Origin of the sequence: Paraburkholderia sp. UCT31 (assembly GCF_014397655.1) — a bacterium.
In the GTDB taxonomy this organism is placed as follows: Bacteria; Pseudomonadota; Gammaproteobacteria; order Burkholderiales; family Burkholderiaceae; genus Paraburkholderia; species Paraburkholderia tuberum.
Genome location: NZ_VZQP01000011.1, coordinates 112,099 through 128,599, shown reverse-complemented (window position 1 = coordinate 128,599; position 16,501 = coordinate 112,099). Strand labels below are relative to the sequence as shown.

Sequence of the window (16,501 nt, the reverse complement as noted above, 5' to 3'; positions counted from 1 at the left end):
GGCCCGCACTTTCTACTGGCTGCCGATCAGGCCGGCGCGGTTGCGCTGCCCGGCTTGACTTCGGTGCCCGGGCTGCCGCCCGACGAGGCGTCGCTTGCCGACGGCGGCGAGCTCTTCGGCGAACGCGGCGGACGGCCTGCCATGATGTCGTTGATCTGATCGGCGTCGATCGTCTCCCACTCCATCAGTGCGGCGGTCATCGCCTCGACCTTGTCGCGGTTCTCTTCGAGCAGGCGCCGTGCGAGATTGTACTGCTCGTCCAGCACATGACGGATTTCCGCGTCGACCTTCTGCTGCGTCGCTTCCGAAATGGTCCGCGTGAAGCCTCGGCCGAACGGCGAAGCGTCGTTCTCGTCGTCGACATAGACCATCGGTCCGAGCGCATCCGTCATGCCGAAGCGGGCAACCATTGCGCGAGCCGTCTGCGTCGCCTTGTTGAAGTCGTCCGACGCACCGGTGCTGATCAGGTTCAGGAACAGCTCTTCCGCGACGCGGCCACCGAACAGGATGGCAAGACGGTCGAGCAGATATTCCTTCGAGTACGTTTCGTTGTCATGCTCCGGCAACTGCCATGTGACGCCCAGCGCACGGCCGCGCGGAATGATCGTGACCTTGTGCACCGGATCGGCCTTCGGCAACAGCTTCGCGATCACCGCATGACCCGATTCGTGATACGCGGTAGCACGCTTCGATTCTTCGCGGATCACAGCCGACTTGCGCTCCGGACCCATGAAGATCTTGTCCTTCGCGTCCTCGAAGTCCGTCATTTCGACGATGCGCTTGCCGCGGCGCGCCGCGAACAGTGCTGCTTCGTTGACGAGGTTTGCGAGATCTGCGCCCGAGAAACCCGGCGTGCCGCGCGCGATCACTGCCGCATCGACGTCGTTCGAGATCGGCACCTTGCGCAGGTGCACCTTCATGATGTGCTCGCGGCCGCGAATATCGGGCAGACCCACGTACACCTGACGGTCGAAACGGCCCGGACGCAACAGCGCCTTGTCGAGCACATCCGAACGGTTCGTCGCGGCGATCACGATGACGCCCGAGTTCGCCTCGAAACCGTCCATTTCGACGAGCATCTGGTTCAGCGTCTGTTCGCGCTCGTCGTTACCGCCGCCCATGCCGGCGCCTCGATGACGGCCGACCGCGTCGATTTCGTCGATGAACACGATACACGGCGCGTGCTTCTTGGCCTGCTCGAACATGTCGCGCACGCGGGCCGCGCCGACGCCGACGAACATTTCCACGAAATCTGAACCTGAAATGCTGAAGAACGGCACCTTCGCCTCGCCGGCGATGGCGCGCGCGAGCAGCGTCTTACCGGTTCCCGGCGGGCCAACGAGCAGCACGCCGCGCGGAATACGACCACCGAGCTTCTGGAATTTCTGCGGATCGCGCAGGAAGTCGACGAGTTCCGACACTTCTTCCTTGGCTTCGTCGCAACCGGCGACGTCGGTGAAATTGATTGCGTTGTTGTTCTCGTCGATCAGCCGCGCGCGCGACTTGCCAAACGAGAAGGCCCCGCCTTTGCCGCCCCCCTGCATCTGTCGCATCATGTAAAACCAGAAACCGATGATCAGGATCGTCGGTCCGAGGTAATACAGCACGGACATCAGTGCATTGGGTTCGTCGTCAGCCTTGCCGCTCACCTGTACGCCATACTTCATCAGATCGCCGACCATCCAGATGTCGCCGGGCGACACGATCTGGTACTTCTGGCCGTCTGCTGGAGTGACCGTGAGGTTCCGCCCCTGGACAATGACGTTCTTGACTTTGCCGTTCTTCGCGTCGTCCATGAACTGCGAATAGGAAACGCCTTCCTGGACACGGGGCTTGTCGAACTGCTTGAACACCGTAAACAGCACCAGTGCGATCACCAGCCACACTGCTGCTTTCGAAAACATATTGTTGTTCAAAGCACCACTCCTTCACTTAGACGGGCGCCTACATTTGCCTTGCGGCACCACGAAAGCATTCTAATCCAGTCCGCAGCCCCCTGCCATAACGTTTCACTACCACGGAAATAGGGTAGCGGGCCGGCTTGACGCCCGTCTCCGGACGCATCGGGCTCATTATTGGCAGAGATGGAACCGGCTCGCCGCATCCCTATGCGGGACGCTTCAGATGCTTACCCAAAATAAATGTTTCTGACGATTTATCCCGCGACGCCTTCGGCTTGCGGGCCGCCACCACCTTGAATTGGCGTTTGAACTTTTCGACAATCTGACTGTATCCGCTGCCGTGAAAGCATTTGACTAAAAGGGCACCATCCGGCTTCAGGTGATTTTGCGCGAATTCGAGCGCGAGATCGCATAAATGCTCGATCCGCGCCGCATCCGCGATCGCCACGCCCGACAGGTTGGGCGCCATATCCGAAATTACAAGGTCTACCTGGCGCGCACCGACCAATTCTTCGAGCTGGACCAGCACCGAGTCTTCGCGGAAATCGCCCTGGATGAAGTGCACGTCGGCCACCGGCTCCATTGGCAGAATGTCCAAAGCGATGATCGTGCCGTCGATGCCACCTTCGCGCTCCGCGTTGCGCTGCGAGCCGCCCGCGAGCTTGTTGCGCACGTACTGGCTCCAGCTGCCCGGCGAGGAACCGAGATCGACGATCACCTGCCCGGGACGGATCAGCTTGTCCTGCTCGTCGATTTCCTTGAGCTTGTAGGCCGCGCGGGCGCGATAACCTTCCCGCTGCGCCATTTTGACGTACGGATCGTTGATGTGGTCGTGCAGCCACGCGGTATTGAACTTGTTTTTTGCCATTAAAGATTTAACTATTGCTGCGTCGGGTCGCGCTTTAGGGGATAATACGCGGTTAATTCGCGCGGCCCCCGCCAGACTGGCGGCGATCCGCGATTCTGTTGTTCTGACGCGCGCCCTGCTGAATCGAGTGGCCCGAATCGCTCGGCGATCGGACGCAAACGCAGGAGCCGCCATTTTAGTCGAGTCTTCCACTTTCCATGCCAGCCCTCAAAGTCTCTTCCGACCAACGCGCCGAGTTGCGCTCCCAGGCACATGCGCTCAAACCGGTCGTGCTCGTCGGCGCCGAAGGCTTGACCGACGCTGTGCTCGCCGAAATCAAGGTGCACCTCGCCGCGCATCAACTGATCAAAATTCGCGTGTTCGGCGATGAGCGCGAGGAGCGCATCGCTATCTACGAAGAAATCTGCGACGCGCTGAACGCTGCACCGATCCAGCATATCGGCAAGCTGCTCGTGATCTGGAAGCCAGAATCGGCACAGCCGGCGGCAAAAGCGAAGCGCGGCGCGTTGCCGAGCGCCCGCGAAGCGGCAGCCGAAGAAGCCCGGCCGGCCAAGGGACGCGCACCCCGCATCGTCAAGGTCGCCAAGCCGACCGACGTGCCGATGCGCAAGCCGCGAGCGAAAGCGGTGCTGGTGCGCGGCAATGAACGCGTGACGCAGGGCGGCAACATCAAGCGCGCGAAGAAGCGTCAAACCAGCGCAAAGCGTTCGCATCAGTCGAAGTAAGAGAACACGCGCCCAAGGTGCGGACCGACTCCGCACTGCGCATTGGCGGCCTTGAGCGCGAGGCCCGAAGCAGCGCGAATAAACCGTAGTTGGACACCGGAATCGCGACGATTCGTCGCAATGTGAGGTTCATCGCGGGCATCGGCATCGACCCGGCGGCCATGGCACGCGCACCGTCACACCATCAGCCACCCGCGAGCTTCAGCCCGCCACCTTGCCCGTGACGCCGCGCGCGCCCTCTTCCTCGGCCGCGGCACCAACAGGCGCCGGCAGCAGCCAAACGAGCGCAACCCCTAGCAGGCTCTCGATCAGGTAGAACAGACTGGACACGCCATGCAGGATGCCGAAGCGCGTCGCATAAACGGAATGCCCGATGTCGCTGCCCGCCTCGAGCGCCGCCACGCGCATCGCGTTCATGAACGGCTGCAACGCGAAATAGCCAACCAGCACGCATACGAGCATACCGGCGAGCAGCCAGCGCAAGCGGCGATATGCGCCACTCCCGCGCCGCACGAGCAAATTGGCGAGACCGAGCAGCAAAATGCCGCACACGACGCCAATCACACCCTGAATACGAAACAGCTGCGCGGCGACGGCGCCCGCCGTCATCCGGTCGAGCGTCGTGAACAGCACGGGCGCAACCGCATAGCCGATAGTCAACAGACTACCGACCCACACCACCGTCAACAGGCGGAAAAAACGATGCGGCATCAAAGACACCGGCGCCACCCTCAGATGTAGCTGACCGCGATGATTTCGTATTCGCGCACGCCGCCCGGTGCTTGCACCGACGCGACGTCGCCTTCCGACTTGCCGATCAGCGCACGCGCGATCGGCGAGCTGATCGAGATCAGGCCGTGGTCGATGTCCGCTTCGTCGTCGCCGACGATCTGGTATTTGACCGACGCACCCGACTCGAGGTCTTCGAGCTCGAGCGTCGCGCCGAACACCACGCGGCCGTCCGCTTCCACTTGCGACGGATCGATCACCTGCGCGCCCGCGAGCTTCGACTCGATTTCGGCGATACGGCCTTCGATGAAGCCCTGCTTTTCCTTCGCAGCGTCGTATTCCGCGTTTTCCGACAGATCGCCCTGGGCGCGCGCTTCCGCGATCGAGTTGATCACGGCCGGACGTTCAACCGATTTCAGGCGCTGCAATTCATCGCGCAGCATGTCTGCGCCGCGCTTCGTCAATGGAATAGTGCTCATAAACAACTCTGGAGGCAAAAAACGGCCATAAAAAAAATCACCGCGGTTAAGTGCATTCCGCGAAAGCCGCCGCCCGTGGACAAACCCAGGCCGCAGCACCTGCGGAACGCCGCTTAACCGCGGCACTTACATCTTGGACAGCTAGTCGAAGCCTTAGTTTAGGCGAGCATGGAGTCCTTGTAAATCATAGACTTCCAGGTTCTTCAGATAACGAAGACCCTCCACCGCCGCGCGCGCGCCCGACATCGTCGTGTAGTAGGTGACCTTGTTCGCCTGCGCGCTCATGCGGATCGAACGCGAATCGGCGATCGCCGCGCGCGTTTCGTCGACGGTCGTGAAAACGAGCGCGATCTCGCCGTTCTTGATCATGTCGACGATGTGCGGACGGCCGTCCTTCACCTTGTTGACGACCTTGACTGGCACGCCGGCCGCTTCGATCGCGGCAGCCGTGCCCTTGGTCGCGACGATCGGGTAGCCGAGCTCGTGCAGCATGCGCGCGACTTCGACTGCCTTCGGTTTGTCGGCGTCCATCACGGTCAGCAGCACCGTGCCCGATTCGGGCAGACGCGAACCCGCCGCGAGCTGCGACTTGAACAGAGCCTCGCCGAACGTCTGGCCGACGCCCATCACTTCGCCGGTCGAACGCATTTCAGGTCCGAGCACCGGGTCGACCGCGGGGAACTTGACGAACGGGAACACCGCTTCCTTCACGCTGAAGTACGGCGGCTCGACTTCCTTCGTCACGCCTTGCGCGGCGAGCTTCTGGCCGACCATCGCGCGCGCTGCGATCTTCGCGAGCGGCAGGCTGGTCGCCTTCGACACGTACGGCACCGTGCGCGACGCGCGCGGGTTCACTTCGAGCACGTAGATGACGTCGTCCTTCGAGCCGTCAGCCTGCGGTACCTGCTGGATCGCGAACTGCACGTTCATCAGGCCGACCACGTTCAGCGCCTTCGCCATCGCAGCGGTCTGGCTCTTCAGTTCGGCGACGGTCGCCTTCGATAGCGAATACGGCGGCAGCGAGCAGGCCGAGTCGCCCGAGTGCACGCCCGCCTGTTCGATGTGCTCCATCACGCCGCCGATGAACACGGCATCGCCATCGGAAATGCAATCCACGTCGCATTCGATCGCGTCGTTCAGGAAGCGGTCGAGCAGCACCGGCGAGTCGTTCGACACCTTCACCGCCTCGCGCATATAGCGCTCGAGATCTCGCGGCTCGTGGACGATTTCCATCGCGCGGCCGCCCAGCACGTACGACGGACGCACGACGAGCGGATAGCCGATTTCGTCGGCGAGCTTCAGTGCTTCGTCTTCGGCGCGCGCGGTGCGGTTCGGCGGCTGGCGCAGACCGAGGTCCTGCAGCAGCTTCTGGAAGCGCTCGCGGTCTTCGGCCGCGTCGATCATGTCCGGCGACGTACCGATGATCGGCACACCGTTCGCCTCGAGGTCGAGCGCGAGCTTCAGCGGCGTCTGGCCGCCGTACTGCACGATCACGCCGACCGGCTTTTCCTTGTCGACGATTTCGAGCACGTCTTCGAGCGTCAGCGATTCGAAGTACAGACGGTCGGAGGTGTCGTAGTCGGTCGACACGGTTTCCGGGTTGCAGTTGACCATGATCGTTTCATAGCCGTCCTCGCGCATCGCGAGCGCGGCATGCACGCAGCAGTAGTCGAACTCGATACCCTGGCCGATCCGGTTCGGGCCGCCGCCCAGCACCATGATCTTCCTGTTGCTGGTCGGATTCGCTTCGCACTCTTCCTCGTAGGTCGAGTACATGTACGCGGTCCTGGTTGCGAACTCGGCCGCGCAGGTGTCGACGCGCTTATACACCGGACGCACGTTCAACTCGATACGACGCGCGCGCACGTCCGCCGGCTTCGCGCCGAGCAGCTTGGCCAGACGACGATCCGAGAAGCCGCTCTGTTTCAGATACTTCAGCTCCTCCTTCGTCAGGCTCGCCAGCGTGCGGCCTGCCAGCGCATTTTCCTTCAGCACGATCTGTTCGATCTGTGCGAGGAACCACGGGTCGATCGCGGTCTCCTCGAAGATCTCTTGCGCGCTCATGCCCACACGGAACGCGTCGCCAACATACCAGATGCGATCCGGACCAGCTTCGCCGATCTCGCGGATGATCTCGTCGCGATTGGCGGTCTTTTCATCGAGACCATCGACGCCGACTTCGAGGCCGCGCAGCGCTTTCTGGAACGACTCCTGGAACGTGCGGCCGATCGCCATCACTTCGCCGACCGACTTCATCTGCGTGGTCAGGCGCGAATCGGCTTCACGGAATTTCTCGAACGCGAAACGCGGGATCTTCGTGACGACGTAGTCGATCGTCGGTTCGAACGATGCCGGGGTCTGGCCGCCGGTGATTTCGTTCTTGAGTTCATCCAGCGTGTAGCCGACCGCCAGCTTCGCCGCGACCTTCGCGATCGGGAAGCCGGTTGCCTTCGACGCCAGCGCCGACGAGCGCGACACGCGCGGGTTCATTTCGATCACGATCATGCGGCCGTCTTTCGGATTGATCGAGAACTGCACGTTCGAGCCGCCCGTGTCGACGCCGATCTCGCGCAGCACCGCGAGCGACGCGTTACGCAGGATCTGGTATTCCTTGTCGGTCAGCGTCTGCGCCGGAGCGACCGTGATCGAGTCGCCGGTGTGGATGCCCATCGGGTCGAGGTTTTCGATCGAGCAGACGATGATGCAGTTATCCGCCTTGTCGCGGACCACTTCCATTTCGTACTCTTTCCAGCCGAGCAGCGACTCTTCGATCAGCAGCTCGCGCGTCGGCGACAGATCGAGCCCACGCTTGCAGATCTCTTCGAACTCGTCGCGGTTGTACGCGATGCCGCCGCCCGAGCCGCCCAGCGTGAACGACGGACGGATCACGACCGGATAGCCGCCGCTGCCAGTTTCCACGGCGATCTTCGCCTGCACCTGCAGCGCTTCTTCCATCGAATGCGCGGTGCCCGACTTGGCCGAACCGAGGCCGATCCTGGTCATCGCGTCCTTGAACTTCTGGCGGTCTTCCGCTTTGTCGATCGCTTCCGGCGATGCGCCGATCAGCTCGACCTCGTACTTCGCCAGCACGCCGTGCGCGTGCAGGTCGAGCGCGCAGTTCAGCGCGGTCTGGCCGCCCATCGTCGGCAGGATCGCGTCCGGGCGCTCCTTCGCGATGATGCGCTCGACCACTTCCCACGTGATCGGCTCGATATAGGTCACGTCGGCCGTGTTCGGGTCGGTCATGATCGTCGCCGGATTGCTGTTGACGAGAATGACCTTGTAGCCTTCCTCACGCAGCGCCTTGCATGCCTGCGCGCCCGAATAATCGAACTCGCACGCCTGACCGATGATGATCGGACCCGCGCCGATGATGAGGATGCTCTTGATGTCTGTCCGCTTGGGCATAACGCTCTCGCTAATGTATTCCTGAATTCTTTCCGTCGGCGCGCCGTTTTCACGTTGCGCGCGCTGTTTCGCGGCATGCCCGCCGCGTAGCGCCGCGGGCTGCGGCGGCGGCCGCCGCGAGCCGCTTCCGGCTGGCCTCTGCGGCCGGCCTGTACTACTTCAAGCCGCTGCGCTCTTGCCGTTCTTGTGCGCGTCCATCAACGCGGTGAAGCGGTCGAACAGGTAGGCGATGTCGTTCGGACCGGGCGATGCTTCCGGGTGGCCCTGGAAGCAGAACGCCGGCTTGTCGGTCAGCGCGAAGCCCTGCAGCGTGCCGTCGAACAGCGACACGTGGGTCACGCGCGCGTTGGCGGGCAGCGTGTCGGCATCGACCGCGAAACCATGGTTCTGCGACGTGATCACCACGCGGCCGTCTTCGAGATCCTTGACCGGATGGTTCGCGCCGTGATGGCCGGTCTTCATCTTCATCGTCTTCGCGCCGACCGCGAGGCCCATGATCTGGTGGCCCAGGCAGATGCCGAAGGTCGGAATGCCGCGCTCGATGAACTCCCTGGTCGCCGCGATCGCGTAGTCGCACGGCTCAGGGTCGCCCGGGCCGTTCGACAGGAACACGCCGTCGGGGTTGAGCGCGAGCGCGTCAGCGGCGCTCGCTTGCGCCGGCAGCACGGTGACATGGCAGCCGCGCTCGGCCAGCATGCGCAGGATGTTCTGCTTGACGCCGTAGTCGAATGCGACCACGCGGTACGTCGGCGCTTTCTGCTCGCCGTAGCCCGTGCCCAGACGCCATTCGGTTTTGGTCCACTCGTAGGTTTCCTGGCTCGACACGACCTTCGCGAGGTCCATGCCGGCGAGGCCCGGGAACGAGCGCGCGAGTTCGATGGCCTTCGCTTCGTCGTCGGAACCAGCGAGGATCGCGCCGTTTTGCGCGCCCTTGTCGCGCAGGAGGCGGGTCAGCTTGCGAGTGTCGATGCCGGCGATGGCCACCACGCCTTCGTCCTGCAGATATTGCGGGAGCGTGCCCTCCATGCGGAAGTTCGACGCGAGAACCGGCAGATCACGGATGATCAGGCCGGCGGCATGGACTTTCGTCGCTTCGACGTCTTCGGCGTTCACGCCGACGTTGCCGATATGCGGGTACGTGAGGGTCACGATCTGGCGCGCGTAGCTCGGGTCAGTCAGGATTTCCTGATAGCCGGTGATGGCAGTGTTGAACACGACTTCACCGATGGTATGCCCGGGGGCGCCGATCGAATAACCACGAAAGACCGTGCCGTCGGCGAGCGCGAGTAGAGCGGGAGAAAATGACGGCAACACGGGAGACTCCTTGGGGGAACACCCTGTTGCCACCTGTCTATCCGATTGCAAGCCGCAGCGAAACACATCGTGGATGCGCGCGCAGACTCGCTCGCGAGCTGCCGGTGACGCTGCAAGGGGCGCGATGGGTCCATTGTGTGGACGACTCGGCTGGGTGTGGAGCCCTTCTTGCTTCGCCAATGGCGCGCGGCGGATGAACGGTATGGGGGAGGTAGGCGCTAGGGTGCGGGTGGATAAGCTCAAACCTTCAAATTATAGCCTGAGTCCACTGTTCCCTCCAAATGGGAGATAGGACGAGGCGTTGAGGCGACGTGCCTGGGCGGACCTTCAAAGCCTTGCCGGGCCGCGTCGCCAGGTACTTGCCACGCCTGTCTATGCGGTTCTGTCGAGACACCACTATTGACGGGGACCGAACCGCCGTGGCGGCCCCTCCGGGTCCGACGCAAGGCCTGGCGCGGCCGTTCAGGCCTCCTGTTCCGCGCGCATCTCGCCCGAACGGACAAGCTGCCGACCCGGCAACACGTACCAGATCGCACTCAGCACCTGCAGCGCGACGAGGATTTCCCATGCGCTCAGATGCGCGAGCGCCGGGTAATGCCCGCCGCTCGCCGGCCAGTGCGACAGCACCGCGCCAACGCCGATCTGGAAACCGAAGATCAGCAGAAAAATAATTAGCGTCAGCGTCGTGTTGACCCGGCCTATCATCTGCGGCGGGAAATGCCGCGCCATCACCGCGTAGCTCAGAATCCCGGTGCCGCCGAAGATGCCGTAGGCGGCCCACAACAGGCTCGCCGGCAACGGCGCGTTAAACATGATGAGCATCTGCGTCAGCACATATAGCGCCATGCCGATGCCGCAGAACGCGTACAGCGAGAGGCCGCGCCGCTCGAGACTACGCGCCGCCGCGCCGAAACCGACGCAGCCGGCCATCATCGCGAAGCCGAGAATCGACACGAGCGCCGCCGCCTGGTGCGGCTCGAAGCCTTGTACGTCGCGCAGCCATGCTCCGACCCACAACGACTGCATCGCGTAGAAGACGCCTTGCGTAACGACCGAGAACGACGCGATTTTCCAGAAAGCCGCGCTGCGCAGGATGTGCCACGTACCCTTGAACTGCGCGACGATGCTCGCCTGGCGATGCGTTTCGCACACGTCCGGAGCGAGCGTCCATTGCGCGAGCGCAACCGCTACCGTCAGCACACCGAGTCCGACGCAAACCGGGCGCCAGCTGGAAAAACCGAGCACCCACGTGAGCGGCGAACCGACCATCACGCCGCCGAAACCGCCGATCGCCATCACAAGCCCGTTCATCAATGGCAAACGCGCCACCGGAAAATGCTGCGCGAGCGCCTTGAACGCGGCGCCGAGGCACACCGACACGCCAACGCCGATCAGCAGCCGCCCGACCATCATCATGCCGAGGCTGTGCGCGGCGCCGAATACCCAGATGCCGAGCGCGGCAAAAAGCAACGTGACGGAGGTCACCCGACGCGCGCCGAAGTGATCGAGCAGCACGCCAGCGGGGATCTGCGCGCCCGCGAAACCGAGGAAATACAGACTCGTCAGGACACCCAGATCGGCGGCTGACAGACCGAGATCGCGCGTGATGAACGGCGCGAAACCAAGATTGACGCCGCGAAACACGTAAGAGACGAAGTAGCCGGCGGAAAAAAGCAGAAAGACGCGCAGTTGGGTCGACGACATAAATCAGGAAGTAAACCTGGAAATGACCTCAAGAACCTCTCCCGAGGTTCGGACGGATCAGGACGGACCGGCACCCCGCGGCCAACGCGGCCGAAGCACGAACAATAAAGTAAATACCGCAAACGCGCAGGAATCGTCCGCGAAATGAAAAACGCCGTCACCCTGAGGTGACGGCGTTGGATGAACACGGTACGTGATCGGAGCGCAATCCATGCGCTGCCCCCGCAACGCATGTGGTCACTACCGTGAGAGCCGCTATTGGTCTATTTACCCTTCTTCTTCGCGTTGGCCACGGTCTTCGGGCGGCTCTCAGCCGCGGCCTTCGACGCCTTGCCGGGCTCCGAGGCCGAGACCTTCTCGACCTTGCCCTTGCTGGCAACGGGCGCCGCCGGCTTGTTACCCTTGCCGCCCGGCTCGGAGACCTTGACGACGGCGGAGTGGCCGCGCCCTTTCTTCTTATCGTAGCGCGATTCACCGTGTGTGTCTGCGACGTGGACGCCAATCTTCTGCACACTGCCGCCTTGCACGTCGGCGGCGATCTTTTCCGGACCCGGCTCGCTGGGTACCGGCTTGCCGACCGGCACGTGCAGCACGATCACCTGGCCGCGCGAAACCTGATCGCGATGCGTCCTGTTCCACGCCTTCAGCTGACCGACCGACACGCCGTAGCGCACCGCGATGGCCGCCATCGACTGATTGCGACGCACGCGGATCAGCATCTTGCGCGTGTCGGGTACGTCGGGTTCCATCGCGAGCACCGCGCTTTCGGCGACGTCGGCGCTGATGTCCTCGTCGTCGTCCGAGCCGCGCGGCACGACGATCGTCGAGCCCGGCTTCAGGCGCATACCGACCGGAATCTTGTTCACTTCCATCAGCGTGTCGGGGTCGACGCCGATCTTCTGTGCGATCGCCGCGGGCGTCGCGCGTGCATCGACAGTGTAGGTGGTCCAGGACGACAGCGAGCCCGAGTACGTTTTCAGATTGCGCTCGAACGCGGACGCGTTGTCGAAAGGCAACAGAATCTGCGGCTGCGTCGCGCCGAGAATCACCGGCTTCCTGAACGACGGGTTCAGCGAACGGAACTCGTCCGTCGACATGTTGGCGAGCCGCGCGGCGACGTCGACGTCGATGTCGTGCGAGGTCGTGACCGTCACGAAGTACGGGTGGTTCGGAATAGACGGCAGGGTGAGCCCGTACATCTGCGGGTTCATCACGAGGTTCTTGACCGCTTGCAGCTTCGGCACGTAGTTGCGCGTTTCGTTCGGCAGACGCAGGCTCATGTAGTCGGTCGGCAGACCCGCCGCCTCGTTGCGCGCGATCGCGCGCTGCACGTTGCCCTCGCCCCAGTTATACGCAGCGAGCGCGAGTTGCCAGTCGCCGAACATGTCGTGCAGGTTCGACAGGTAGTCGAGCGCAGCACTGGTCGACGCAAGCACGTCGCGGCGCTCGTCCTGCCACATGTTCTGCTTCAGGTTGTAGGTCCGGCCCGTGCCCGGCATGAACTGCCACATACCCGCAGCCTTGGCGACCGACAAAGCCTGCGGGCTATATGCAGACTCGATGAACGGCAGGAGCGCGAGCTCGGTCGGCATATGGCGCGACTCAAGTTCCTCGACGATGTGATACAGGTATTTCTGCGAGCGCTCGGTCATGCGCTGCACGTAATCGGGACGCTGCAGATACCAGTTCAGCTGCATGTCGACGAGGTCGCTCTGCAGGTCCGGCATCTGGAAGCCACGGCGAATGCGGCCCCACAGATCGGCGTCCTGGCTCGTCAACTGATTGACGGAGCTCTGGTCGACGTTGATGGTTTCTTTAGCGGTGGCGTTCTTGCGAAGGGCGTCGGCTACGGCCTGCTGGCTGGCGGGGTTAGTGGCGGTATTCGTCGTCGGTCCCTGACTCGCGCACGCGGCGAGTGTCAGGACCAATAACGCACTTAAGATAAATCGCATGAACGTCTCGGTTTCCACAAGGGCTGGAATTTGCAGCCGATAGTACGAAACGTCAACGTTTCCGTCAATTGGAAAATCAAGAAAAAAATCAACCAAATCTGGGGCTTGGCGAATTTTTCCGATTCATCGCGTGAAGAACCGCCGAATGCGCTCCGGATCAACGGAAGCGGTTCTTCCATTCGCGCATCAATGTGAAGGCCTTCAGCCGGTCAGACACCGTTTCGTGCAATCGTGCTTCGAGGTTCGACTGGATCGCCGGCTCGCCTGCGCGCAGGAACGGATTGACCGCGCGCTCGTGCGCGATCGTGGTCGGCAGCGTCGGCTGGTGGCGGGCGCGCAACTCGTTCGCCTTGTCGCGCCACGCCTGCAGTTCGGCATTGTGCGGCTCGCAAGCGAGCGCGAAGCGAATGTTCGACAGCGTGTATTCGTGTGCGCAATGCACTTCGGTTGCGCCGGGCAGCGCGGCGAGCGCATCGAGCGAATTCAGCATCTGCTGCGGCGTGCCTTCGAAAAGGCGCCCGCAACCGCACGCGAACAGTGTGTCGCCGCAAAACACGTGCGGCGTGCCGCGCGTATCGGCCGCCTGGAAATAGGCGATGTGTCCGCTCGTGTGACCGGGCACGTCGAGCACGCTGAATTCAAGTGCGGGTACAGCGATCGTCACGTGATCGCCACTTTTGAGACGATGTGTCAGGTGCGCGATCGCTTCGCCGGCGGGGCCGTAGACCGGCACGTCCTGGCCGTTCAGCAGATCGGCCACCCCGCCGACGTGGTCTTGATGATGGTGCGTGAGTAAAATAGCGCTCAGCCGCCAGCCTCGTTGGGCCAGACAGGCGCGCACAGGGGCGGCTTCGCCCGGATCGACGACGACCGCGTGGTGTCCGTCGGCAATGACCCAGATGTAATTGTCTTCAAACGCCGGGACCGGTACGTACTCGAGCGCATTCATAGGCGACGCATTTTTAATATGACTGACCGAGCGATTATAGACTGGCCCGCCTGGACCGATTCGCCGCCAGGCCGCTACGTGCTCGACTGGGAGCAAACCCAGCTCGATCGCGTGGTGTCGGACGTGTTCGGCTATCATGCGCTGCAACTCGGCCTGCCGCAGCTCGATGCGTTGCGCGAGAACCGCATGCCGTGCCGCGGCCTCGTGCTCGACGCGGCGAGCGGCGCGAGCGCGCCGTACACGTATCCGCGCTGGGCACGTCGTGGCAGCGTGAGCGGCATCAGCAGCGCGGGCAACGCTGGCGACGCTGGCGACGACAACCCCTCGAACGCCGCGCGAGGCGCCCCTGGTCTGCACGCGCCGGCCGGGCGCAGCGCGGTCTGGTGCGACCTGCTCGATCTGCCGTTCGAAGCGCAAAGCGTCGACCTGCTCGTGATGCCGCATACGCTCGAATTCACCAGCGACCCGCATCGGTTGTTGCGCGAAGCCGAACGCGTGCTGGTGCCTGAAGGCCAACTGATCATCCTCGGCTTCAACTCGTTGTCGCTGTGGGGAGTACGGCAGTCGATCGGCAAGATGACAGGCCGCCCGTTCGTGCCCTCCGCCGTCGATCTGATCGCGTTCACGCGCCTGAAGGACTGGATCAAGCTGCTCGGCTTCGACCTTGAACGCGGGCGCTTCGGCTGCTATCGTCCGCCGCTCGCGAGCGATCAATGGCTCGCGCGTTACGGCTTCATGGAAGCCGCCGGCGACCGCTGGTGGCCGATTTTCGGCGCCACCTACATGATCAAGGCGATCAAACGCGTGCGCGGCATGCGTCTCGTCGGGCCGCTCAAAGTGAAAAAGCCCGTGCTCGCGGCAGGCCTCGCGCCCGCCGCCACCCCGAACACACGAAACCACACCGAATGACTCCAGATCACATCGACATCTATACCGACGGCGCCTGCAAGGGCAATCCCGGCCCTGGCGGCTGGGGCGCGTTGCTGCGCTTCGGCAGCCAGGAAAAAGAACTGTTCGGCGGCGAGGCCAACACGACCAACAATCGCATGGAGCTGATGGGCGTGATTTCCGCGCTCGAGGCGTTGAAGCGCCCGTGCAAGGCGATCGTGCACACCGACTCGCAGTACGTACAGAAAGGCATCAGCGAGTGGATTCACGGCTGGAAGAAGAAAGGCTGGGTCACCGCGGCGAAACAGCCGGTCAAGAACGCCGATCTGTGGAAGCGGCTCGATGCGCTCGTCGCGCAACACGAGATTGAATGGCGCTGGGTGCGCGGCCACAATGGCCACCCGGAAAACGAGCGCGCCGATCAGTTGGCCAATCGCGGCGTTGCATCGCTCGCCGAGATGTAAAGAGCGTGCGCGCATCGGCAACACCGCGCGCCGCCCTCCCCGCTTTTTTCCGCAATTTTTTCGAAGCAGGCTAATCCGACATGCGTCAACTGATCCTCGATACCGAAACTACCGGCCTGAACGCCCGCGGCGGCGACCGGATTCTCGAACTCGGTTGCGTCGAGCTCGTGAACCGCCGGCTGACCGGCAACAACCTGCACTTCTATATCAACCCCGAGCGCGACAGCGATCCGGGCGCGCTCGCGGTGCACGGCCTCACCACGGAATTTTTGAGCGATAAGCCGAAGTTCGCGGAGATCATCGACCAGTTCCGCGATTTCATCCAGGACGCGGACCTGATCATCCACAACGCGCCATTCGACATCGGCTTTCTCGACGCCGAGTTCGCGCTGCTCGGTCTGCCGCCAGTGAGCATGCACTGCGGCGAGATTATCGACACGCTCGCGCAAGCCAAGCAGATGTTCCCCGGCAAGCGCAATTCGCTCGATGCGCTGTGCGACCGCTTCGGCATCAGCAATGCGCACCGTACGCTGCACGGCGCGCTGCTCGACTCGGAACTGCTCGCCGAGGTCTATCTGGCGATGACGCGCGGTCAGGAAAGCCTCGTCATCGACATGCTCGGCGAAGCGCAGGCCGGCGGCGATACGCATGCGCCGCGCGTCGCACTCGACTCGCTGGAGCTGGTCGTGATCGCTGCGAGCGACGACGAAAGCACCGCGCACGAAGCCGTACTCGACGATCTCGACAAGGCGCTCAAAGGCGCGAGCGTATGGCGTCTTGAACCCGCCCCGGCAACTGATGAGCAAACTGCTTAAAAAAGACTAGACGAACCCTAAATTCCCTGACATAATTTCGATCTCTTCGGGTGGTTAGCTCAGCGGTAGAGCACTGCCTTCACACGGCAGGGGTCACTGGTTCGATCCCAGTACTACCCACCAGATTCTTGGTGTGTCGATCACCGAAGACAAAAGGGCTTACGCAGCAATGCGTAAGCCCTTTTTCTATTTGCCGGCAAATAACGTCGCGTGCGCCATACGAGATATCGTTGGCTATAGAACCACGTCGTTCCGTAGGTTGGCGAGCGCCCCGCACTATTGCTATATTCGGCAAACGGGCATTC

Annotated in this window: 13 protein-coding genes and 1 tRNA gene; 5 read left to right on the top strand and 9 right to left on the bottom strand. The window is 62.8% G+C overall.

Translation table 11 applies throughout. The features are described from left to right. Positions 1-26: 26 nt before the first annotated feature. Both ftsH and F6X40_RS12010 read right to left on the bottom strand, forming a co-directional pair. Positions 27-1,916, bottom strand: a complete 1,890-nt coding sequence (ftsH, locus tag F6X40_RS12015; protein ID WP_018421239.1) for an ATP-dependent zinc metalloprotease FtsH — start codon at positions 1,914-1,916, stop codon at positions 27-29. A 190-nt stretch (positions 1,917-2,106) separates the two neighbouring features. Further along, positions 2,107-2,769 carry an RlmE family RNA methyltransferase gene (locus tag F6X40_RS12010; RefSeq protein ID WP_184028328.1) on the bottom strand — a complete coding sequence of 221 codons (663 nt, stop codon included), beginning with the start codon at positions 2,767-2,769 and terminating at the stop codon, positions 2,107-2,109. Between the two features lie 197 nt (positions 2,770-2,966). Here F6X40_RS12010 and F6X40_RS12005 point away from each other — a divergent pair, with 197 nt between their 5' ends. Continuing rightward, positions 2,967-3,494, top strand: a complete 528-nt coding sequence (locus F6X40_RS12005) for a YhbY family RNA-binding protein (RefSeq protein ID WP_187628002.1) — start codon at positions 2,967-2,969, stop codon at positions 3,492-3,494. 201 nt (positions 3,495-3,695) lie between these two features. Here F6X40_RS12005 and F6X40_RS12000 read toward each other — a convergent pair whose 3' ends face one another. The 7 genes from F6X40_RS12000 to gloB all read right to left on the bottom strand — a co-directional run bounded on the left by F6X40_RS12000 (position 3,696) and on the right by gloB (position 14,029). Then, positions 3,696-4,205, bottom strand: coding sequence for a DUF4149 domain-containing protein (locus F6X40_RS12000; protein ID WP_026225946.1), 510 nt, complete (start codon positions 4,203-4,205; stop codon positions 3,696-3,698). Between the two features lie 20 nt (positions 4,206-4,225). Next, entirely contained in the window at positions 4,226-4,702 is a 477-nt protein-coding gene (gene greA, locus F6X40_RS11995; RefSeq protein WP_026225947.1) for a transcription elongation factor GreA, read from the bottom strand. A gap of 153 nt (positions 4,703-4,855) precedes the next feature. Further along, positions 4,856-8,110, bottom strand: a complete 3,255-nt coding sequence (gene carB / locus F6X40_RS11990; protein WP_184071661.1) for a carbamoyl-phosphate synthase large subunit — start codon at positions 8,108-8,110, stop codon at positions 4,856-4,858. 159 nt (positions 8,111-8,269) lie between these two features. Next, positions 8,270-9,424 (bottom strand): glutamine-hydrolyzing carbamoyl-phosphate synthase small subunit, encoded by a 1,155-nt coding sequence (gene carA, locus F6X40_RS11985; RefSeq protein WP_187628001.1) that lies wholly within the window; start codon positions 9,422-9,424, stop codon positions 8,270-8,272. Positions 9,425-9,886: 462 nt separating this feature from the next. After that, on the bottom strand, positions 9,887-11,128 hold the full coding sequence (locus F6X40_RS11980; protein ID WP_187628000.1) for an MFS transporter: 1,242 nt from the start codon (positions 11,126-11,128) through the stop codon (positions 9,887-9,889). A 263-nt stretch (positions 11,129-11,391) separates the two neighbouring features. Next, positions 11,392-13,080, bottom strand: coding sequence for a transglycosylase SLT domain-containing protein (locus F6X40_RS11975; RefSeq protein WP_187627999.1), 1,689 nt, complete (start codon positions 13,078-13,080; stop codon positions 11,392-11,394). Positions 13,081-13,237: 157 nt separating this feature from the next. After that, positions 13,238-14,029, bottom strand: coding sequence for a hydroxyacylglutathione hydrolase (gloB, locus tag F6X40_RS11970; protein ID WP_187627998.1), 792 nt, complete (start codon positions 14,027-14,029; stop codon positions 13,238-13,240). 18 nt (positions 14,030-14,047) lie between these two features. Between gloB and F6X40_RS11965 the strand changes: the two genes are divergently transcribed. The 4 genes from F6X40_RS11965 (at position 14,048) to F6X40_RS11950 (ending at position 16,319) form a co-directional block, all read left to right on the top strand. Then, on the top strand, positions 14,048-14,938 hold the full coding sequence (locus F6X40_RS11965) for a class I SAM-dependent methyltransferase (protein WP_187627997.1): 891 nt from the start codon (positions 14,048-14,050) through the stop codon (positions 14,936-14,938). After that, positions 14,935-15,381, top strand: coding sequence for a ribonuclease HI (rnhA, locus tag F6X40_RS11960; protein WP_184028269.1), 447 nt, complete (start codon positions 14,935-14,937; stop codon positions 15,379-15,381). The genes F6X40_RS11965 and rnhA overlap by 4 nt, the downstream gene beginning before the upstream one ends. Positions 15,382-15,461: 80 nt before the next feature. Then, on the top strand, positions 15,462-16,196 hold the full coding sequence (dnaQ, locus tag F6X40_RS11955; protein ID WP_184071651.1) for a DNA polymerase III subunit epsilon: 735 nt from the start codon (positions 15,462-15,464) through the stop codon (positions 16,194-16,196). Between the two features lie 48 nt (positions 16,197-16,244). Next, positions 16,245-16,319: transfer RNA gene (locus F6X40_RS11950), tRNA-Val, on the top strand. Positions 16,320-16,501 lie beyond the last annotated feature (182 nt).